Source organism: Micromonospora sp. CPCC 206061 (assembly GCF_036906915.1).
GTDB lineage: Bacteria > Actinomycetota > Actinomycetes > Mycobacteriales > Micromonosporaceae > Phytohabitans.
This window is the reverse complement of the sequence record NZ_JBAKHX010000013.1, coordinates 21,649-40,735: the sequence shown is the minus strand read 5'-3', so window position 1 is coordinate 40,735 and position 19,087 is coordinate 21,649. Positions and strand designations below refer to the sequence as shown.

The window sequence follows — 19,087 nt, the reverse complement described above, 5'->3', positions numbered from 1 at the left end:
GGGGTTCGGACGCCTATTAGTAGATGGCCGTTCGACGTCGGCCGTATGCGCGTGGGTGTGACGGGTCAGTGTTTGCGTTTCGCCGCTAGTAATTCAGCAGTTCGGCGTCAGCCGGCTCGGTCCCGACGAGATGCCGGCGTGGCGCAGACGCCGGCGTAGACCGCCGAGCTTCGGGCGGTCGTCGACGGCCGGGATGCGCCAGCGGTCATGGCCCGCGCGGACACGGCGAGGCTAGACGTGATGCGGCGTCACGCCGCTACCACGGTGAACGCGGCCAGATGCACGGTGCCCGCGGCCTTGAACTGGAGGAACAAGCGATAGCGGCCGCGTTGCGGAAACTGGGTGTGAAACGTCAGCACGCCGTCGGCCGTCGCCGCGTGCGCACTCGCCGGCATCGTGGGATGCAGGTGGGTGAAGCTCTGGGTGGTGGATTCGAACACCGAGGCGTGGGCGTACGCGCCGAGGTACGGCTCGAGCGCGGTGACCGGGGCGCTGCTCGCGTCGTGTACCTGGAAACGGATGATGCCGGGCCGGCCCGCGACGCCGTCCGCCGCGCCTTCCGTCCGCCTGACCGTGTACCCGGCGACCTTCACGCTCGGCGCGGGCGGCGGGAGCGGCGCGGAGCTGGTATCGCCGGCGATGACGAACGGCGCGCCCAGCACAGTGGAGTGACCGCTGCCGGCGCGCGCCCGCGGGACGAACTCGGCGTAGAGCCGGTAGACGCCGCCGTCCGGTACGTCGACCGCTGCCGTCCAGGTGTCACCTGCGAGCGCCGGGTGCAGGTGTTGGTAGAAGCTGAGATCCTCCCGCAACACGTACAGGTGCAGCGGTTGGCCCAGCACCGGCTCGTAGGCGGTGGTGGCCCGGCCGTCCGGGCCGAGGATGCGAAACGCCATCCGCAGCGCCGTGCCGCGCCGGTCGGGCAATGTGACGGGCGACAGCGCGTACCCGTCGTGCTTGTCGGTCAGGCCGTCGCCGCCGTGGACGCCGGGGCTGTGCGTGGCAGGGGCCGCGGCCCGCTGGTCCGGAGTGTTCCACTCCGGAGCCAGCGGGTTGATGTAAATCACCGCCGCGGCGAACAACCCCACCATGCCCAGCGCGAGCCAGCGGACGGTCCGCCGCCCGTACTGCGGGTCGATCGCTGTCACGCCGCTGGCAGGTTTGGCCGTACCACGAACAGGCCGCGCTGGATACTGAAGATCGCCACATTTCCGCTGGGGAAGAACGGGTACACGTGCCAGGCCCCGGCAAAGCCAGCGGCGTTGCTGGTCGGATCGACGTCGAAGTACCCGGCCTCGGTCATCGTCGACGGGTTGGCGATGTTGGTCAGCCGGACGATCCGCAACCCGGCCCGGTAGTTCGCCTGGTAGCTGTAGTTGCCCTTGACGAACTGGTTGTGGTCGGTGGCCGCCGTGGAACCCAGGTACGTGCCGGCGAGCACTGGAGCGGTCAGGTTGGCCATGTCGAACACGTAGGTCTTGCCGCGGTGCCCGAACCGGGTCTCGTCGAGTTCGTCGTCGAGCACGAAGTACCGGTGGTTCTCGGTGAACCAGCCCTGGTGCGTGTAGCCCCGCCCGGCGTACGCCTGCCGCGCCAGCCGCACCGGCGCGGACTTGTTGGTCACGTCCCAGACCGTCAGCGTGTCCTCGTTGCTGGCCATCAGAATCTCGCGCCCCTGGTACGCGGTGTGCGGGCCGCGGTACACGACCGCCTGCGCGTCGTGGGTGTAGCCGTCGCCGCTCACGCAGCCCACGAAGCTGGGACTGGTCGGGTTGGCCAGGTTGAACATGCGCGAGCCGCCGCTGCACGTGTTGGACCCGTTGACGTACGCGATGCCGGTGGCGTTGTTGATGTGGATCGTGTGCCCGTTGTTGAACGACGTGTTGCGGGCGTCGGCGGTGAACGTCTGCGGAGTGGTGACGGCGCGCAGCCGGGTCAGGTTGAAGATCTGCATCCCGTGCGCGCCATTGTTGTCCGACACGATGTAGGCGTGGTTGTTGTGGACACTCAATTCACGCCAGCTCGACGTACCGGTGGCGCTTGGCAGGTTGCCCAGGTACCGGGGGTTGACAGGGTCGCTGATATCAACGAACGCCGTGCCGGTGGTGCGGCCGACGATCGCATACTCCCTGCCGGTGGACGGATCGGTCCAGCCCCAGCCCGCGGAGCCGCTGCCCATGCTCGACAGCGGCAGGTTGCCCAGCAGGTCCACGTTCTGGCACGGGTACCCGCCCGCCGTTCCGCCGCTGCAGGCCGCCTGGGCGGCCGCCGCTTGCGGGATGGACAGCGGGTCGACCTGTGCCGGCAGGTCGTGGTTGTGGTCATGACTGCCGTCCGCGGTGAGCCACGGCATCGTCTTGAGGTCTCGCGGGCCTTCGCGGTCAGGATCGCGGGCCGAGGCGCTGGCGGTCAGCGTCATGCTCAAGGCCGACGCGACGCACAGCGGTAGGAGGAAGTACAAGGGCCGACGCCGCATGGCGCACCTCCCGTAGCGGCCCGGGGATCGCCCGGACCCGCTGATCGAAGGTAGTCACTGTGTGACCGACCGTACGCGGTCGATGGCGTTACGCTCAAGAGCGAGCGCTCCTAGCGGCAGAACTCATCAAGCCGGAGCCACGTCCCAGGCGCCGGTAGCAACGCCACCGTGCACGCCCGACCGGACGACCATCACCTCGTTCGGAGCGCCTCCGCCGGAGGGCACCGCGTTCTCAGCCACCGGCATCGGCCGCAGCACCCGTAGGTGCGGTGGTGTTCTAGCGCCGCGACCGTAGCCTCGGCGGAATGAACCCATCGAACGAGGCAACCCTCGGTGTCGTGCTAGACACCACGGGGCTAGCGGCTGAGGTCACCGCACAGGGCGCTCGGCTTTCAGTCATCGGCTACGTATGGGAGCCCACTACCGAACTGGTCGCGGTCGACAGCGACGGCGCCGTGTGGTCGTGCTCGCCGAACAACGGCACCCGGACGCTGATGAACTCGTCCGTCGACGCACTACGCCGTTTCCTCGACCTGTTCGAAGAGTTCTTCACCATCACCGATGTACCGCCGCCGGCGACGTACACGGCCGAGCAAATGGCCGAGAAGCTAGCCGCGTTCCGGCGCGGCGAGATCAAGCCGGCGGCCGTCAGACCGGACAACCGCAAGGCCCGCATCAAGCAGCTCAAAAAGACCTTGAACGAAATCGACAAGCCCGCTGTTACGGCCAAGTGGTGGTCGACCATCCTGGAACAAGTCGACGACGGGATCCTGTGAGCCGTTCCAACCTCACAGGTCTCGGTGGCGTTCGAGGACGAGGACGGCCTTGACGAGATGGCCGACCCGTTGTGGGCAGGGCTTGGCGCGGAGCCTGCTGTCCGATCCCGTTGGAGTCCGCGGGAGGTAGGGCCGGTCCGTGTGGCTTCGGCACATCGGCAACGACGGCGCCAAGCAGGCCTCATGGTCGTAGGCCGTGAGAGAGGGGAGTGGCCCGCCTCACGGTGTCACAACAATCGGTCATGCGGTGTCTTGAGGGCGAACCCCCAAGAAACGAAGGAAGAGACCATGACGTGGAATGTGCACCGACTTCCTCGGGCCGAAGACCGCACCGTGCTGATCACCGGCGGCAACGCCGGAATCGGATACTTCGTCGCCGAGCAACTGGCGGGTGCCGGAGCAGCGGTCATCATCGCCAGCCGCACACCGGCGAGAGCCGCAGACGCCATCACCGCGATCCACGCCCGCGTGCCCCACGCGCAGGTCCAGGCCGTGGAACTGGATCTGGCCGACCTGTCCTCGTCCGGACGACCGGGCAGCGGCTTCGCAGCCTGCCCGCCCACGCCCTGGTGCAAGGAAAGGACGCCGCAGCCTGGCCCACCGTCCGCGTCGTCCTTGATCCAGCGGTACAGGGCGGCCAGATGTGGGGACCGCGAATCCTCGGTGTGCGCGGCAAGCCCCGGCTCGAACCGATCCGAGGTTCGCTGGTCGACACCACGACCGCCGATCGTCTCTGGGAGATCAGCGCCGACTTGACCGGCGTGGCACCCGACCTCGACTAATCTGGGGGTATGCGCCGCTGCTGATCACGTTGGCGAGCACGCGGGAGGTGCTGTGTCTGGTCAACCGGCCCGGCAACGCAGTTGACCGCCCACTTCGGCGGTGGGCCCAGCAGGTCGACTTCGTCCTGGGCACCGACAACCTCGCCGCCCTGCGCACCCGGGCCGAGGCCCTGCCCGAGACCGCCTGGGCGCGGCTACACCGGCCGGCACCCCGATCAGCGCGCCCGCGACACCTCTCGCGGCGCCCGCAGGACGAGCAGGCCGAACAAAGCGCGCGGCCTGGCCCCGCCGAGTGACATCTGATTCTACAAATGGGAGTACCACTGCGCGCCGCGCACGAGGATGCGCGTGCCGTGGTCGTTGTTCCACTCCACATCCAGGCCCCGCGCGGTGAGGCGGGGGCCGTACGTGCCGCAGCAGGTGAAATCCTGCCGGGCGACGATGCCCGCGGCGTTGAGGTCGTCGAACGCCAGGTCCAGATTGGTGCGTACCTCCTGGCCCGCCCACTGTGCCTGCTGCCGCACCCGCGCCCGTCGGGCGTGCTCGAACGCCTCGAATATCGGACTGTCCTCCCGTGACGAGAATGTGCAGGACGTCAGGCTTTCGCCGCAGGGGAGGTATTGGCGTCCGTCGCGGCTCGGACGAACTCCCTGACCCGGGCGGTCGTGTTCGCTTCCAGCCAGATCGGTCCCCGCTCGATCGGCGTGGCGTCGTGGATCGGCACGTAGACGATGTCGGGGCGGGGGTGATAGCGCTCGGTCTGCTCGCCCACCGGCAGCACACCGCGGCCTAACGCGACGAGAGAAAGCATCTCCGAGAAGGTGTTGCCCGGCGGGCCCTTGGGGACGGGCCGGCCGGACGGCGTGTGCTCGGGGGTACGGTCGCGCTTGAACTCGGCCGAGGTCACCGCCGGATACTGAACGACCGGGTGATCGGCGAGCACTTCCAGCGATACCGACTTCCGGTCGGCCAGCGGGTGCGTGGCGGCCACGGCTAGTACGCGTCGCTCCACCATCAGTGCGGGTCCGCGGGCCATGCCGTCGAAGGGGTACGCGGCGACGAGTACGTCGACCGAGCCGTCCAGCAGGCTGGCCCGCGAGTTGTAGAGCTGCACCTCCCGCACGTCGACCTCGCAGTCGGGATGCCGCGCGGTGAAGAGCTTGACCGCTTTGAGCAGCACCGGCGCGAGGTACTCACCGAGAAACGCCACCCGCAGTTGGCCGGTCACGCCGCGGCCAGCGTCGATCGCCCGGCTCAGGGCCGCGTCCATCTGCGCGACAAGCGGAGTCAGGTCGTCAGCTAGCCGCCGGCCGATGGGCGTGATGCGAACGACCCGGCTGGTGCGGTCGAACAGCGCGGCGCCGACCCGCCGCTCCAGCTTCCTGATGACGTGGCTGATCCGGCCGGTGGTGACCCCCAGGCGATCGGCGGTACGGCCGAAGTGCAGTTCGTCGGCGAGCGTCAGGAACGTCTCAATCTCGTGTCGCTCCAGCATCCCGCCCCCTTTGTTGAATCCGGCTCAACGATCGTAATCCGATCATGGCTTGGTCGCCGTCGCGGATTCGCGAATCGTGGATGGCGTCACCGGGGCGACCCGGCGGACCCATAGCGGCGGACCCAAGCCTCCGCACGGTCGCCGGATCGACCCTCCAGCTCCGCGACAGGGAGAATCATGAAGGCAATAGGAGTCGACGACTATCTGACCGGACTCACCACCGAGCTGCGGGAGATCGGCGAGGCCGCCCGTCCGCTGATCGACGAGGCGCTGCCCGACGCGACCGGGGTGATGTGGCACGGCCATCCGGTGTGGGGCCTTGGCAAAGCGCCTGGACGGCGACCCATCTGCCTGTTGAAGGCCTACACCTCGTACGTCACGTTCGGCCTGTGGCGGGGACAGCAGATCAGCGACCGGTCCGGCCGCCTGATCCCCGGCGCCCGGCAGATGGCCTCGGTACGGCTCACGTCCGCCGCCGACATCGACGCGCCGCTCTTCGCCGACTGGCTGCGCCAGGCTCACGCCCTGGAGGAGGGAAAGTGACCGCCGTCCGGGTCCGAGAATTCGACCATCTGGTGCTGAACGTCGAGGACGTCGAGCGGTCGCTGGCGTTCTACTGCGGGGTCCTCGGTCTCGAACCGGTGCGTGTCGACCAGTGGCGGGACGGGCGGATCAAATTCCCCTCGGTACGCGTCACCCCCGACACCATCATCGACCTGGTCCGACGCGACCGGGACGGGTCGAACGTCGACCACATCTGCCTGGTTGTCGACCCGCTGGACTGGCACGAGGTCATCGCCTCCGGCGTCTTCACCGTCCTCGAAGGGCCGGTGGGCCGGTACGGCGCCCGGGGCGAAGCCGTCTCCCTCTACGTCCAGGACCCGGACCACAACACCGTCGAACTGCGCTGGTACCCCGCCGACCAGGAACCGACGACACCGCTGACCCCGTGACGAAGCGGCGGTGAGAGCTCCGAGTGGCGGGAACCGTGACGGGACGATCCGGGCTCGTACACGCAGGCTCTGGCGGCGCTTCAGCCGTGACGCAGCTCTACTCCCTCAGCGGGCCGGGTGCGCAGCACGGTGTCGAGCCGGCCGTCCCGGTCACTGTCGATGTAGGTGACGTCCGGCACCCCGTCACCGTCGAGGTCGAGCTGCACCACATCGGCGATGCCGTCACCATCGAAGTCGGTGACCACCTCCACCGAGCCGTCCCGGTGCCGGCTCACAATCGAGCGAGCTCCGGTGTCGCCCCGGGGCGGCGGCCCGGGGGTGGGCGCCGGCCCACGCCCGGGGGCCGGCTGTGGGTCCGGCTGGCTGGCGTACGCCCCGATCGGGCCGCTGGCCGGCTCCACGCCGGCGCCGGCCGGGTCGATCTCCTCTTCCGAGGGGTAGACGTCGCCGCGCAAGGTGGGATCACGGTAGCTGCTCATCGGCGTACGGTTCCCAGATGGAGCCGGCGGTAACCGTCGGCGCGCGCCCTTGCCGGTGAAGGGCACGGTCCGCGACCGGACCATTGCCCGGAGCAATGCCGTCGAGGGACGAAGGCTCGGCGCGCCGACTATACGTAGCCGTTCTCTCGGCACGCCGCCAGCAAGTCCCGAACCATTCCGCTCAGGTCGCCCGCCTGATTCCCCGCTACCGCAGCCGCCGCGTACGCAGCCAGCAGCCGCGCCTGCCGGCTGATGTCGGGGTTGGATGACGCCGCACCAACCTCACCCGCGGCGGCCAGGTCCATTGGGGTCGCCCCGCGGGCGGCCTCGATCGCCTTCAACGAGTCACACATCTGCTGGCCAGCGGCGTCCGTGGCCGTGGAGGTCGACGACGAAGATTGGCTCGGTACGGCCGTGGTCGTCGCGGCGGCCGGCGTTGTGACCGTGCTCGGCGACGCTGTGGCTTCGCCGGCAGACGACCCCTCGTCACCCCCGGTACATCCATACATCGCGGTCACCACGACCAGTGCAGGTACGACGATCAGCCATCGAGATATCACAGTGGCCGAGTGTCCCATGTGCCCGGGCCGAAGGGCTACCTCCTAGTTCGGGGCGGTGCGCCCACGTTTCGACTCGTGGCCCCTCTCCACTCGTAGCCGAGATGAGCGAGCGGTGACTCGTATGGTGATGCCGTGATCACCTGTGTCGTGCACTACACCATCAACCCCATCCACATCGAGGCGTTTGAACGCTTCGCCCGCGCATGGATGCAGCTAGTGGCCAAGCACGGAGGTGTGCACCACGGCTACTTTCTGCCCGCCGAGGGAGCCAGCGACCAGGCCGAAGCGCTGTTCAGCTTCGAAAGCCTGGCGGCCTACGAGCGTTACCGCGCGCGGTTCGGCATTGACCCTGAGTTCATTGCGGCCGACAGGATCCGCGACGACTCGGGTTGTGTCGTGCGGTACGAGCGAACCTTCATGCGCCCGCTCCTGCCGACCGATTGAGCGAGTGCTCTTCTGCCGCGAAGCGCGCGTACGCGGGCGCGAGTGCCTCCATACGTGCGGGCCGGCTTCCTCCGAACCGTGACCATCGATCTCTACCCGGACCATCGACCACCGCGAACCCTCAGCGAGCCAGGCGCACGACCGTGTGCTCGACGTACCCGGTCGCGGAATCCGGCGACCGCGAGCCAATGATGTAACCGTTGCCGTGCCCGGCGTGCGGGCACGGCACCGGTGTTCCTCCCGCCGCTATGAGGCGTAGATCGAGAACTTCGCGGTCCAGCGGCTGGACGTACCGAACGAGGATGGCCACGTGCCGAACGGGCGCGCCTGGCTCCAGGCGCCCTGGTTGGCGCTGCCGGTGTCGTAGCTCATGTTGTTGTCGCCATTGGTGTTGTACATGAGCCAGTACGGCGTGTTCGGCGCCAGTGTCGCGGTGACCGGCCGGCTATTCCACGAGTTGGCTGCCAGCGTGCCGGACGTGCTCGACGCCACCAGGGTGCCCGGCGAGCCGTTCACGTCGGTGTAGATCGCCAGCTGGTATTGGTTGGCCGGCGCGGCCTGCACCGTCTTGAGGTAGACGGAGATCTGGCTCACGGTGAGCCCGGTGGGGCCGTTGACGAACCGCGAGCCGTTCATGTAGTTCATGTCGCCGTAGTCCAGCGAACCGCCGACCTGGTCGTACCCGAATCGCGGGGCGCTCGGGTCGGTCGTGGTGAACGAGAACTGATGGTTGGCCGCGAGCGCGTTGCCCACCGCGTCGGTCACGCCCGTCCGGACGGTCACCGTGTACTGGGTCGAGGCGGCCAGCGCGGCGGACGGCGTGATCGTCGCCGCCTGGTTGGCCGCGTCATAGGTGACGGTCCGGTTCGCCAGCGTGCCGCCCGGACCGCGTAGTTCCAGGTTCGCCGGCGTGATGGTGCCCGCCGCCATGGCCTCGCTGAACCGCACGGTGATTTGCGCGTTCAGCGCCACCCCGGTGGCGCCGCCGGCCGGCGTCGTGGAGGTCACCGTTGGCGCGGCAGTGTCCGCGCCGGTGGTCGCGTAGATGGAGAACTTCGCGTTCCACCGGCTGGACGTGCCGAACGTCGCCGGCCAGGTGCCGAACGGCGTGAATGCGCTCCACGCGCCCTGGTTGGCCGAACCGGCGTCGAAGCTCATGTTGTTGTCGCCATTGGTGTTGTACATGAGCCAGTACGGTGTGTTGGCAGCCAGCGCGGCGGTGATCGGCCGGGTGTTCCACGAGTTGGCTGTCAGCGTGCCAGACGTGCTGGTGGCCAACCGCGCACCGGGCGAGCCGTTCGAGTCGGCGTAGATGGCGAGTTGGTACTGGTTGTTCGGCGCCGCCTGCACCGCCTTCAGGTACACCGACATGGACATGACAGTCGTCGGGTCAGACCCGGTGACGAACCGCGAGCCGTTCATGTGGTTCATGTCGCCGGTGTCCAGCGACGCGCCGACCTGGGTGTAGCCGATCCGCTGCGGCGCCGGGGCGGCCGCGTAGGTCGCGCTGTACGTCGTCGCCGCCGTGGGCGCGGTGATGATGTGGGTCTGCGCCCCGCCATCGGACCACGACGCGAACGTCGAGGAGCCCTGCGGCGACGGCGCGGACACCGAGTTGGTCGAGCCCTGGATCACCGTACGGGAGAACGGCGTGGTACCCGACGATGAGCCGACGGTGAGCTGGAGTCCGGACGGCACGGTGTCGAAGGTCAGGTTGACCGTCTTCGGGTCTAGCCGGCGCGTCACCGCGTGCGTCAGGCCGTCCTGGTCGGTGGCTAGGAGCTTGAGCTCCAGATAGGACGGATACTCGTGGTCGGGCGCCTCGAACGATCCGGACGCCACGCCGGTCCAGTTGCGGATGGCGTGCTCGTGGCAGTTGTCCGGCGTGGAGCAGTGGTGCATGACCAGGTCCCAGTCGAGGCGGGACGCGGGAAGGGTGCCCTGCTGCGGATCGGTGGCGTGGCCGGAGAAGGCGATCGTGTCGCCGACCTTCCAGGTCGTGCTCGCGGCCGGCGTGTCGATCACTGCCGTCGGTGCCTCGTTGCCGGGCGTGATAGTGATCGTGCTGGTGTCGGTCGCGTTCAACGTGTCGGTCACCGTCAGCCGCGCGGTGTACGAGCCCGCCGTGTTGTAGGTGAACGTCGCCGTCGGCGAGGTTGAGTCGGTCACCCCGTCGTTGGTGAAGTCCCAGGCGTACCGCAGGCGACCCTCGTCGGCCGGATCCGGGTCGGTGGAGCCGGTTCCGTTGAACGTCACGGTCAGCGGCGTCGGGCCCTGCGTTGACGACGCCTCGACGACCGCGCTCGGCGGCTGGTTGCCCGGGAAGTAGCGCACCCGGCGAATGGTGCCGCCCAGGTCGACGTAGTAGAGCTCGCCGCCGGGGCCCACCTCCAGGTCGACGGGGCTGGCGGCGTCGGACACGAACGTCCGCAGGTTGGCCGGGTCGGGTAAACCGCCCGGCGTGGACGGCAGTGACGCCCAGATGCACCGGCGCGAGTAGTCGGCGAAGAAGACCGCGCCGTTGTACGCGGCCGGGTAGGGACCGCCGGCCGTCGGGTAGAACGCCACGCCGGTCGACGACGAGCTACCGGTCGGGCAGGCCTCCCCGGCGACGAGCCTGCTGGCGTGGTTCCAGGCGACGAACGGCAGGGTGTGCGTGCCCGCCGGCGCGGTGTAGAGGGTCTCGCAGATCGGCAGGTTGGCGCTGTCGTATCCGGACTGCCGGGCGCTGCCCTCCCAGCACGGCCAGCCGAGGTTGGTCACGCCCGCGGTGGGGTTGACCACCCGGTTGACCTCTTCCCAGGTGTTCCACCCGGTATCGGAGATCCAGGCCTCATTCGTGCCCGGGCGCATGGTGATCCGGAAGGGGTTGCGCAGGCCGTTGGCGACGATCCGGCGGGTGTCAGGGTCGGCGGAGCCGATGTTCGGGTTACCTGCGGCGGCCGCGCCGGTGGCTGGGTCTAGCCGCACCAGCGTGCCGTCCAGCTGGGTCTCGTCACTCGCGGTGCGGATGTCCTGGGATCGCAGCGCCCCGCCCTCGTTGGCCGGGTCGGCGCATGGGTTGGTCGGCGCCCCGGTGGGCAGCTGGCCGTAGTCGACCGCGCTGAAGCTCGCGCCGTCACCGGCGGCGACGTAGAGCATCCCGTCGGCGCCGAAGGCGATGTCACCGATGGAGTGGCTCGGGAACTGCTGGCACCAGTCGTGCAGCAGGACCTGCTCGCTGCCGGTCATCGTGTTGCCGCTGGCCTGGAGGCGGGAGAGCCGGCCGGTGACCACGCAGCGCCCATCGTTCGCGTTGGCGCACACGTCGTTCCAGACCGGGGCGGTCTGGCCTGGCGGCGCGTCGTACGTGTACAGCACATAGACGAACGGGCTGGCCGGGAAGTTGGGTGCCAGCGCCATACCGAGCAGGCCCCGGTCCCACTGGTTGTGCACGTTGGCCGACAGGTCGGTGAACACCGTCGGCGTCGTGTCGGCGAGGTCGTCGAAGACCTTGATCCGGCCGCCCTTCTCGGCAACGAAGACGCGCCCGTCCGGCGCGAACTCCAGATCGACCGGCGAGCTGAGGCCGCTGAAAACGATCTGTTCCTGGAAACCGCTCGGCAGCGCGACCGCGGACGCGGGCTGCCGACCGACGAACGACAAAGTCGCGAACACGGTCGCCAACGCGACGAACCCACTCAGCGCACGCCGAAGCATGGGCATTCCCCTCCCCATTCGCGGAACCCCAAGTCATGCGTTCGAGCGGGACGTAAGTCCGTCCCGCCGGAAAGATCGGCGAATCGTAACGGGATGCGGAATCCCCTAGGTGTCGGCTGTCCGACTCGACCGCCCAACGATGGGCCAAACTTGCCCGTCGGTCCGGACCGTGCACGTCGATCGGCGGCTACGGCCGCCCGGACGCGGGGTGGCACCCCAAACGCGAAGATGCTTGCATGCCCCGGTGATGTGCGCTGCGCTCGGCCGTTCGTGTGCCCGCTGGCGGTGGCCCGTGCTCGGCGCCTGGCTCGTCCTGACCGCCGCCGGGCTCGTCCTGGGAGGCCAGGTCTTCGACCGGCTCACCACCACCGGCAGCCTGCGGCCGGACGCCGAATCGCAGCACGCGGACCGGCGGGTCGACCAGTTGCAGCCCGAGGGTCCGTTGGTCATCGCCGTCGTCGGTGGGCGCGACGTATTCGACCAGGCGCTGGTCGACGACATCACGGCGGTCACCGGCGAGATCCGCGAGATGGCCGGCGTCACGGAGGTCGAGGACCTGTACGGCGCTGCGGGCGGGCGGATCGGCGCCGACAACCGGAGTTCGCTGATCCGGATTGAGCTGGAGCGAGGCCTACCGGACGACCGGCGAGAGCAGGTGGAGGACGCGGTCGCCGGCGCGCTGCACCGCATCGACGCACCCGAAGTGCTGGTCGGCGGCGAGAAGCTCGCGGAGCGCGCATTCGCCGACCAGGCGATCGCGGACGCGGCCCTCGGCGAGTCGGTCGCGATCGTCGTCCTGCTGGTCGTGCTCGTGCTGATTCTCGGCGGTTTCATGGCCGGCGCGATCCCGCTCGCCGCGGCGCTGGCCACCGTGTCGGTGACCCTGCTCGGCCTGTTCGGACTGACCGCGCTCACCGGGGTCAGCGAGTTCACCGTCAACGTGGTCACTTTGCTCGGTATCGGGCTCGCCGTCGACTACGCGCTGCTGGTGATCGCCCGGTTCCGAGAGGAGCGCGACGCCGACCCCGATGCCCCGGTCGCGGACCTGGTCGCCCGCACCACCGGGACCGCCGGGCGCACCGTGCTGATCTCCGGGCTCGCCGTCGCCACGGCGATGGTCGGTCTGTACGCGTTCGCCGAACCGCTGCTCGGCGCGATGGCGCTGGGCGGCGCGGTCGCGGTGCTCCTGGCCACCCTGACCGGCCTGACCGCCGTACCCGCGCTCATCGCCGCGGCGCACCGCCGCATCCCCGGAGCCCGCGATTCCACCCGGGTACTCGCGTTCCGCCGCGGGGTCGCGGCCGCGCTGCGTCGCCGCGCCGAACCCGGCCCGACGGCTGGCAGGATCCGGTCCGAGGCGCGCAGCGACGAGGCCGGACGGCGCGGGCCCGGGTCCTCAGCAAGCGCAGTTGGCACAGCCCCGGGCCTGCTCGCGCGGCTCGCCGCATTCGCGCAGGGCCGGCCGGTGCCGGTCGCGCTCGCCGTCGCGGCCGGCCTTCTCGTGCTGTCGCTGCCGTTCATGTTCGCGGTCAACCTGGAGAACTCCGACGCCCGCGCGCTGCCAGCCTCGGCCGAGGCACGCAAGCTGCAGGAGGTGGTGCAGCGCGACTTCAGCGGCGGCCAGGCCGACCCGATCGTCGTGGTGGTCGACGCCAACCCGGCCGATGCCCCGGTCCGCGACTTCATGAACGCGCTCAACACGCTGGACGGCGTGCTGCGGATCGAGCCGCGCCCCGACATCGTCGCACCGGCGGCCATCATCGACGTCACGCCGGAGGGCGAGACCGCCGGCCAAACCTCCCGCGAAGTCGTCCGCGCGATCCGGGCGATGGACCCGCTGTTCCCGGTGCTCGTCGGCGGCGCCGCCGCGGAACTGGTCGACTACCGCGACTCGGTGGCCAACCGGTTCCCCATCGCGCTGCTGGTCATCCTGCTGTCCACGACGGTGCTGCTGTTCGTGCTGACCGGCTCGCTGGTGATGCCGGTCAAGGCGCTGCTGATGAACGCGCTCACCCTGCTCGCAACGCTCGGCGTGCTGGTCGCCGTGTTCCAGTGGGGCATCGGCGACGCGTTGCTCGGCTTCGACTCGTGGGGCGCGATCGACGTCACCACACCCGTCCTGCTGTTCGTGTTCGTGTTCGGACTCTCGATGGACTACGAGGTGTTCCTGCTCGCCCGGATCAAGGAGGAGTGGGACGGGCGCGACCTCACCCGTCGCCGCACGCTGGCCAGCGACCACGCCGTCCGCGCCGGCATCGAGAAGTCCGGGCCGGTGGTCACCGCCGCCGCGCTGTGCATCGGCGTGGTGTTCCTCGGCTTCCTGCTCGGCGACCTGATCGCAGTCAAGGAGATCGGTTTCGCGATGGCGGTCGCGCTGCTGCTCGACGTCACGGTCGTCCGCGGCCTGCTTCTGCCAGCGCTGATGAACCTGCTCGGCGAGTGGAACTGGTGGGCGCCGGCGCCGCTGCGCCGGCTGCACGAGCGCTGGTTCCCGCCGCGCACCAGCAGCCGCCCTGAGTCGGCGGCCGCGCGGATACCGGCCGTCCGGGCGCCGGCCAAGGAACGCACGCTTCGGTAGGGCAAGCCGACCAACGCCTAAGACCGCATCTCATTTGGGGTTGTTGCGTTGGAGGAGGGGATGCAGCGCGGAGCGGTAGAACGCTCCGTAGTACTGCATCCAGCCGCGCACGATCGGGTTGATCGTGCGGGCCAGCTCGGCGAAGGTGTAGCCGGTCCGCCGGTGCAGCCGCCAGGAGCGGACCGTCCGGCTGATCTTGTTTAGGGCGTCTTTGCTGATCGCCGGCAGGAACGCGGCGAAGTTCTTGCCGTGCCTGCTGCGGGCCTTGCGGGCGCGGAAGGTGAACCCGAGGAACGTGAAAGACGTGTGCTCGTGCGAGCTGCGTCGGTTGCTGTCCTTGCAGTACACGATCCGGGTCTTGTCCGGGTGCAGGCGCAGCCCGACCTCGACCATCCTGTTCTCGATCGCCACTCGAATCGCATGCGCCTGTTGTCTGCTGACGCAGTGCACGACCGCGTCGTCGGCGTAACGCTCGAACGGGATGCCCGGGCAACGTCGGGCCATCCACGCGTCGAACGCGTAGTGCATGAACAGGTTTGCCAGCACGGGTGAGACGACTCCTCCAACGCAATGGCGAACCTGGAGCGGGCTCCTCGTCAGCGTCACTTTCTGCGACCTTGGGGGCCGGTGTCGTGTTGTCACCTGTTGGGATGCAGTGACGGATGAGGATGCGTTCGTGGCCGATGAGGACGTCTTTGACGAGCAGGCGCAGCACGCGCTGCTGCTCGGGGACGGTGGCTGTGCCGGCGTTGTTGCGCAGGCGGGCGAGGAAGTCCTCGAGACCGGTGGCGAGTTGGAGGTAGGCGTCGCGGTTGACGAGTTGGGCGGCGAGGGTCTCGCGCTGGCTGCGCAGGCTGGTCTCGCGGCCACGCAGTTCGGGCATGCGTTCGCGTAGTTCGTCCAGAGATATCAGCTCTTCCCACGTTCCGTACGGGAGCAGCAGATCAGGTTCACGTCGCCTCCATGCCGGACGCCGCCTGGCCAGTCGGCGGGCTCCCGCCAGGCTTGTCCCAGGACCATGGCTCCGCCCTGGTTTCGACGTCGTCTGCAATGAATTACGACACCTCATCAGCGATTCGCTTGCGCTCGTCTTCCTGATCCCCACCTGACACGTCGTCCGGCGCCTTTTCCACATCGCTCACCACGGCAGCGTCACCACTCCCGCAGCATGTGGCGGTTTGGAACCTCCCCCCGCAGGGCGATCCCGAAGGGCCTACCTGCCGCCGAGAGAGCCGGGGTCGTCTTGCCGGGTTGGCTCAGGGTCGGCGCGACTTCTGTGACGCCGGCTGGTTGCACGTCTTGATGTGGAGGTCTTCGACGCGGCTCGGCGTGCCCTGACCAGGCCGGCCGAGGCGCTCAAGCTGTGGCCTGCTCCGGTGCACCATGCGCGATGATCCAAGCGGCAGCGAAGTCGTGTACCGTGTCTCCTCCGACGCAGGTGCAGGCAACGAGGAACCGATGACCGCGTACTACCTCCGGGACGCCGCAGCGACTGCGGTCGTCTTCGGAATCTTCGCTTCCAGTTGGCTGGGCTGGGCACAGGAGTCGCCGCCGAAGAGCTGGCGCGTCCCACTTGGTGTCGGGTCCGTGCTCGCGTTGCTGACAGCCGTCGCCGGTGGACTCCTCACCTGGCGGCACTGGTCAGGCGGCACGGCATTCGACGACGGCACGAGCCGGTCGTTCGGCATCGTAGTCGGCATCGAGTTCGCCGCGGCGGCGCTCGGCGCCGGGCTGCTCGTCCTACGCCGCCGCGCTGAGTTCATGTCGGCCTGGATCGCGTTCGTCGTCGGCGTACACCTGTTTCCGGTGGCGGTGATCATCGACTACCCGCTGATCCATGCGCCGGCGATGCTGATCACTCTCGTAGCGGTCGTCGCTGTGCCGGTGGCACGGGCACGTTCTGTTTCGGTGAGTGCCATCACTGGCCTCGGCTCGGGCGTATCCCTGGTTGCCACAGCGCTGACCTCGCTCACCCTGGCCTTGACAGCGTATTGATCTGCCCCGCCAATCCCGGTTGGCCGGGACCGGGATGGCGACACCTTCGGCTGGACACGACGTGTCCGGCTACCGCCTATGTCGCCGAGTTGCATTTCTGGCTGTTCGAACAGACGCGGCCGAGCGGTCCGCGATCCACAGCCCTACTCCCGCGTCCCGTTGGGGATTGCCCGCCCACGAGCAGGCGTTGATGACGCTGGCTCACCTGCACAACGGCGGCACCCTAGCGAGGTTGGCGGTCGGGTTCGCCGTATCGATCAGCACCGTGTGGCGGTACCTGCGCTAGGCGATCGACCTGCTCGCGGCCCACGCGCCGGATCTGGCGCAGTCGGCCCACCGGGCAACCCAACTGGCGTATGCGATCATCGACGGCACGCTGATCCCGATCGACCGCGTCGCGGACCAGAAGCCGTTCTACTCCGGCAAACACAAGCGGCACGGCGTGAACGTGCAAGTCATAGCCGACCCAGCCGGCCGGCTCGTGTGGGCCTCACCGGCGCTCCCGGGCGCGGTCCACGACTTGACCGCAGTCCGCACCCACGGCCTGATCGCCGCCCTGACAGCGGCAACGTGATGACCTTTGCAGACAAGGGCTACCAGGGCGCGGGCGGCACCATATGGACCCCGTTCAAACGCCAGCCCCGACGACCCCGGCTCTCTCGGCGGCAGAAGACGGTCAACCGTCACCACGCGAAATCCGCGCCCTCGGCGAACGCGCCGTAGCCACCCTCAAGACCTGGAAATCCTGACCAAGCTGCACTGCAGCCCGCACCGCGCCACCGCCATCGTCCAAGCAATCCTCGTCCGCCAACGCGCAGAAGACGACCGCTGCCCACGATGAAAATGGCTCATGGATCGGCTCGGCTCAGTTGAACACCGAACTGTCCTTCTAACCGGAGGCGACCCGTCGGCCGCGCACTCGCCGCCGTTCGTGATCCACAATGGCTGCTATGCAGATCATCACCACCGACGGGATGCCTCCTACTCTCCGTCGACGGCTGCGCTCACTTGCGGCGATGGAGCTGGTCAATATCCCGCTGCAGGGCGTGGTGTGGTTCGGCCTCGCTGGCCTGCCGGCTACGTTGCCCAACCTGGTCGGCTTTGGCCTGTTCGCCGCCCTGCTGATCGAGGGTGCTGCCTATTGGGCGGCCAAACTACACCAACTGCGCCGCCGCCGCCGACTTCCTGGCCTATCCGCGTTTCGCGCGGCGCGGGCCATCAACCCGCCGTTCTTAGCGACCGGCGTCGTGATAACCGGGTACGCAGCAGCGACCGATCCCGGACGCGTCTCTTGGCCGGGGCTCGTCTTCGCCCTGTTCGCTTGCCTCGAACACGTCAACTACTTCCACGTTCAGCTCATGCATGACACGCTCAGCGATCTACGCCGGTTCCGATCAGTCGGTCTGCGGCCCTCGCACCTGGCCCGCGATATTGCGCGGGCGCGACAGCCACCGCCACCGGCGGGAAGGTCAGCTATCCAACCGTCCGATCCTTGAGTTGGTCAGCAAGGTTCCGGCGCCACCGAAACCACATAGGACCGATCAGCCCGTGATGCGCGACGAACTCGAGGAAGTCAGCGGAGTCGAGTTCGGGTTCGCCGGTGTCGTGGAAGTGGATCCAGACCACATCATGGCAACGGCGATTGGTGACCGGAAACCCCAGTGATCCCCGGTGCCGACCGGCGCGACGGCGACGAAGGTTCGGGCCCGGTTTGGTGCTCCTGCCGCTAGCGGATGAGGTCGTCGCGAGCGTCACGAGGACCACGGTGGATGACTCGGCCGTGGCCGGGTTCTACGACCTGACGTGCGGTCGCGCAATGGGCGCGCCGGGGTGTCGCGTGGGGCCGCTGTTCACGGCAACCTCGGCTGGCGATGCAGTAAGTGCGTTGCGCTAGCCGGTTGAGAGGGTACCGAGTGCCGGCCAAGGCGCACCCGCGCGGAGTAGCCCAAGGATGTCTCTGCCGTGTCGAAGCCCGTCGGGGAATTGATCGTGAACATCCCAGCGCCAGGCGGCGACTAGCGCGAGAACCAGACGCCGACACTCCTGCAGTCGAAATTGATCGAGACCCGGGTAGTGCGTGCTCACCTCGACTGGCGCGTGGGCAACATCGAATTCGATTGGCCCCACGCAACAGGTTTCGAAGTCGACGAAGACGATTCCAGATGGGGTACTGAGGAGGTTGCCCGGGTGCGGTTCTCCGTGCAGCAACTGGTCGATGGCCGCATGGCGCTGTATGGCTTCGCCTGCGCTGTGAAGCGTGCTCAGGAGAAGGTCACGGTCACGATCATCCAGCGCTGGGCTCTCGCTTCGATTCGTGACAACACGCTCCGCCGCCGCGACACGCTCCATGAAATGCGGTGCTTCGATTTGGACGTTTCGCATGGCTGCGTGTAGCCGCTGGAGCGCAACGGCGTATTCAGCTGGTTCGGCCGGGTCAGGCGTCGCCTCGTAGTAGGTCCATAAGGAGATGGCGAAGCCATCGACTTCGTACACGCGCGGCTCGACCCGAGGATCGAGCGATGCGACCGGGCCGGTGGCCGCGGCTAGTCCCCGTGCGAGCCGGACCTCAAACGCCGCGACTTCCTGCCCGACCAGCGCCATTCGAGCGAACACATCGCATGGCAGGAGACGTAGGGCCAGTGTGTTCGAGTTCTGGATCACAATGGCGTCGTTGACCTTCAGGTCGAGGGCGCCAGCAAGGGACGTCGCCGCGGCTATCGCACGTGGTACAAGGCCAACCTGCACGAAGTACATCCTGACACCCGACCCATCCGCCCTGACGAACGGCCCGGTGTCAGCGGCTTCACCGATCAGAAATCCTCCGCCACGTCGTCAGTTCTGGTAACCCCC

General features: G+C 68.4%; 19 protein-coding genes and 2 pseudogenes. 12 read left to right on the top strand and 9 right to left on the bottom strand.

Features of this window, described 5'->3' with window-relative positions; genetic code table 11:
* Nucleotides 1-248 precede the first annotated feature (248 nt).
* Together V6V89_RS12705 and V6V89_RS12700 are read right to left on the bottom strand one after the other, a co-directional pair.
* On the bottom strand, nt 249-1,148 hold the full coding sequence (locus V6V89_RS12705; protein WP_334619263.1) for a hypothetical protein: 900 nt from the start codon (nt 1,146-1,148) through the stop codon (nt 249-251).
* The gene (locus tag V6V89_RS12700; protein ID WP_334619262.1) at nt 1,145-2,476 is read right to left on the bottom strand and encodes a choice-of-anchor B family protein; all 1,332 of its coding nucleotides are present in this window, start codon (nt 2,474-2,476) and stop codon (nt 1,145-1,147) included. Before V6V89_RS12700 ends, V6V89_RS12705 begins: the two co-directional genes overlap by 4 nt.
* A 305-nt stretch (nt 2,477-2,781) precedes the next feature.
* Here V6V89_RS12700 and V6V89_RS12695 point away from each other — a divergent pair, with 305 nt between their 5' ends.
* The 4 genes and pseudogenes from V6V89_RS12695 to V6V89_RS12685 all read left to right on the top strand — a co-directional run bounded on the left by V6V89_RS12695 (nt 2,782) and on the right by V6V89_RS12685 (nt 4,330).
* Nucleotides 2,782-3,252 carry an SUKH-4 family immunity protein gene (locus V6V89_RS12695; protein ID WP_334619261.1) on the top strand — a complete coding sequence of 157 codons (471 nt, stop codon included), beginning with the start codon at nt 2,782-2,784 and terminating at the stop codon, nt 3,250-3,252.
* Nucleotides 3,253-3,309: 57 nt separating this feature from the next.
* A pseudogene (locus V6V89_RS41690) lies at nt 3,310-3,759 on the top strand (SDR family NAD(P)-dependent oxidoreductase); the annotation flags it as partial.
* A gap of 134 nt (nt 3,760-3,893) precedes the next feature.
* Nucleotides 3,894-4,034, top strand: a complete 141-nt coding sequence (locus tag V6V89_RS12690; protein WP_334619260.1) for a hypothetical protein — start codon at nt 3,894-3,896, stop codon at nt 4,032-4,034.
* A 29-nt stretch (nt 4,035-4,063) separates the two neighbouring features.
* Nucleotides 4,064-4,330 carry a hypothetical protein gene (locus tag V6V89_RS12685; protein ID WP_334619259.1) on the top strand — a complete coding sequence of 89 codons (267 nt, stop codon included), beginning with the start codon at nt 4,064-4,066 and terminating at the stop codon, nt 4,328-4,330.
* Nucleotides 4,331-4,339: 9 nt separating this feature from the next.
* Here the strand turns inward: V6V89_RS12685 and V6V89_RS12680 are convergent, their stop codons facing one another.
* Complete coding sequence (locus V6V89_RS12680) at nt 4,340-4,594, bottom strand: DUF6891 domain-containing protein (protein ID WP_442935128.1); 255 nt, start codon at nt 4,592-4,594, stop codon at nt 4,340-4,342.
* A gap of 35 nt (nt 4,595-4,629) precedes the next feature.
* Nucleotides 4,630-5,529: a LysR family transcriptional regulator gene (locus V6V89_RS12675; RefSeq protein WP_334619257.1), complete on the bottom strand. Its 900-nt coding sequence runs from the start codon at nt 5,527-5,529 to the stop codon at nt 4,630-4,632.
* A 177-nt stretch (nt 5,530-5,706) separates the two neighbouring features.
* On the opposite strand from V6V89_RS12675, the gene V6V89_RS12670 reads away from it, so the two are divergent.
* Nucleotides 5,707-6,072: a DUF1801 domain-containing protein gene (locus tag V6V89_RS12670; protein WP_334619256.1), complete on the top strand. Its 366-nt coding sequence runs from the start codon at nt 5,707-5,709 to the stop codon at nt 6,070-6,072.
* Nucleotides 6,069-6,482, top strand: a complete 414-nt coding sequence (locus tag V6V89_RS12665; protein ID WP_334619255.1) for a VOC family protein — start codon at nt 6,069-6,071, stop codon at nt 6,480-6,482. Before V6V89_RS12670 ends, V6V89_RS12665 begins: the two co-directional genes overlap by 4 nt.
* A gap of 80 nt (nt 6,483-6,562) precedes the next feature.
* On the opposite strand, the gene V6V89_RS12660 is transcribed toward V6V89_RS12665, so the two are convergent.
* Both V6V89_RS12660 and V6V89_RS12655 read right to left on the bottom strand, forming a co-directional pair.
* A complete protein-coding gene (locus tag V6V89_RS12660; protein WP_334619254.1) occupies nt 6,563-6,961 on the bottom strand; it encodes a hypothetical protein in 399 nt (132 codons plus the stop codon).
* Nucleotides 6,962-7,089: 128 nt separating this feature from the next.
* Complete coding sequence (locus tag V6V89_RS12655) at nt 7,090-7,302, bottom strand: hypothetical protein (RefSeq protein ID WP_334619253.1); 213 nt, start codon at nt 7,300-7,302, stop codon at nt 7,090-7,092.
* Nucleotides 7,303-7,653: 351 nt separating this feature from the next.
* Between V6V89_RS12655 and V6V89_RS12650 the strand changes: the two genes are divergently transcribed.
* Nucleotides 7,654-7,965, top strand: coding sequence for an NIPSNAP family protein (locus tag V6V89_RS12650; protein ID WP_334619252.1), 312 nt, complete (start codon nt 7,654-7,656; stop codon nt 7,963-7,965).
* Between the two features lie 246 nt (nt 7,966-8,211).
* Here the strand turns inward: V6V89_RS12650 and V6V89_RS12645 are convergent, their stop codons facing one another.
* Entirely contained in the window at nt 8,212-11,664 is a 3,453-nt protein-coding gene (locus V6V89_RS12645; protein ID WP_334619251.1) for a PQQ-dependent sugar dehydrogenase, read from the bottom strand.
* 292 nt (nt 11,665-11,956) lie between these two features.
* Here V6V89_RS12645 and V6V89_RS12640 point away from each other — a divergent pair, with 292 nt between their 5' ends.
* A complete protein-coding gene (locus V6V89_RS12640; protein WP_334619250.1) occupies nt 11,957-14,242 on the top strand; it encodes an MMPL family transporter in 2,286 nt (761 codons plus the stop codon).
* A gap of 30 nt (nt 14,243-14,272) precedes the next feature.
* On the opposite strand, the gene V6V89_RS12635 is transcribed toward V6V89_RS12640, so the two are convergent.
* Entirely contained in the window at nt 14,273-14,848 is a 576-nt protein-coding gene (locus tag V6V89_RS12635; RefSeq protein ID WP_334619249.1) for a reverse transcriptase domain-containing protein, read from the bottom strand.
* A gap of 70 nt (nt 14,849-14,918) precedes the next feature.
* Here V6V89_RS12635 and V6V89_RS12630 point away from each other — a divergent pair, with 70 nt between their 5' ends.
* The 4 genes and pseudogenes from V6V89_RS12630 (at nt 14,919) to V6V89_RS12615 (ending at nt 17,733) form a co-directional block, all read left to right on the top strand.
* Complete coding sequence (locus V6V89_RS12630; RefSeq protein WP_334619248.1) at nt 14,919-15,137, top strand: hypothetical protein; 219 nt, start codon at nt 14,919-14,921, stop codon at nt 15,135-15,137.
* A gap of 563 nt (nt 15,138-15,700) precedes the next feature.
* Nucleotides 15,701-16,237 carry a hypothetical protein gene (locus V6V89_RS12625; protein ID WP_334619247.1) on the top strand — a complete coding sequence of 179 codons (537 nt, stop codon included), beginning with the start codon at nt 15,701-15,703 and terminating at the stop codon, nt 16,235-16,237.
* A 34-nt stretch (nt 16,238-16,271) separates the two neighbouring features.
* Nucleotides 16,272-17,078 (top strand): annotated as a pseudogene (locus V6V89_RS12620) (transposase family protein).
* A 109-nt stretch (nt 17,079-17,187) separates the two neighbouring features.
* Nucleotides 17,188-17,733: a hypothetical protein gene (locus tag V6V89_RS12615; RefSeq protein ID WP_334619246.1), complete on the top strand. Its 546-nt coding sequence runs from the start codon at nt 17,188-17,190 to the stop codon at nt 17,731-17,733.
* 394 nt (nt 17,734-18,127) lie between these two features.
* Here the strand turns inward: V6V89_RS12615 and V6V89_RS12610 are convergent, their stop codons facing one another.
* Nucleotides 18,128-18,991: a phosphotransferase gene (locus tag V6V89_RS12610; RefSeq protein ID WP_334619245.1), complete on the bottom strand. Its 864-nt coding sequence runs from the start codon at nt 18,989-18,991 to the stop codon at nt 18,128-18,130.
* Between the last annotated feature and the right edge of the window lie 96 nt (nt 18,992-19,087).

Coding starts and splice junctions, on each gene's coding strand:
- V6V89_RS12700 (WP_334619262.1), bottom strand. CDS start 2,476: ATGCGGCGTCGGCCCTTGTACTTCCTCCTACCGCTGTGCGTCGCGTCG.
- V6V89_RS12695 (WP_334619261.1), top strand. CDS start 2,782: ATGAACCCATCGAACGAGGCAACCCTCGGTGTCGTGCTAGACACCACG.
- V6V89_RS12690 (WP_334619260.1), top strand. CDS start 3,894: ATGTGGGGACCGCGAATCCTCGGTGTGCGCGGCAAGCCCCGGCTCGAA.
- V6V89_RS12675 (WP_334619257.1), bottom strand. CDS start 5,529: ATGCTGGAGCGACACGAGATTGAGACGTTCCTGACGCTCGCCGACGAA.
- V6V89_RS12670 (WP_334619256.1), top strand. CDS start 5,707: ATGAAGGCAATAGGAGTCGACGACTATCTGACCGGACTCACCACCGAG.
- V6V89_RS12660 (WP_334619254.1), bottom strand. CDS start 6,961: ATGAGCAGCTACCGTGATCCCACCTTGCGCGGCGACGTCTACCCCTCG.
- V6V89_RS12645 (WP_334619251.1), bottom strand. CDS start 11,664: ATGCTTCGGCGTGCGCTGAGTGGGTTCGTCGCGTTGGCGACCGTGTTC.
- V6V89_RS12625 (WP_334619247.1), top strand. CDS start 15,701: ATGACCGCGTACTACCTCCGGGACGCCGCAGCGACTGCGGTCGTCTTC.
- V6V89_RS12615 (WP_334619246.1), top strand. CDS start 17,188: ATGCAGATCATCACCACCGACGGGATGCCTCCTACTCTCCGTCGACGG.
- V6V89_RS12610 (WP_334619245.1), bottom strand. CDS start 18,991: ATGTACTTCGTGCAGGTTGGCCTTGTACCACGTGCGATAGCCGCGGCG.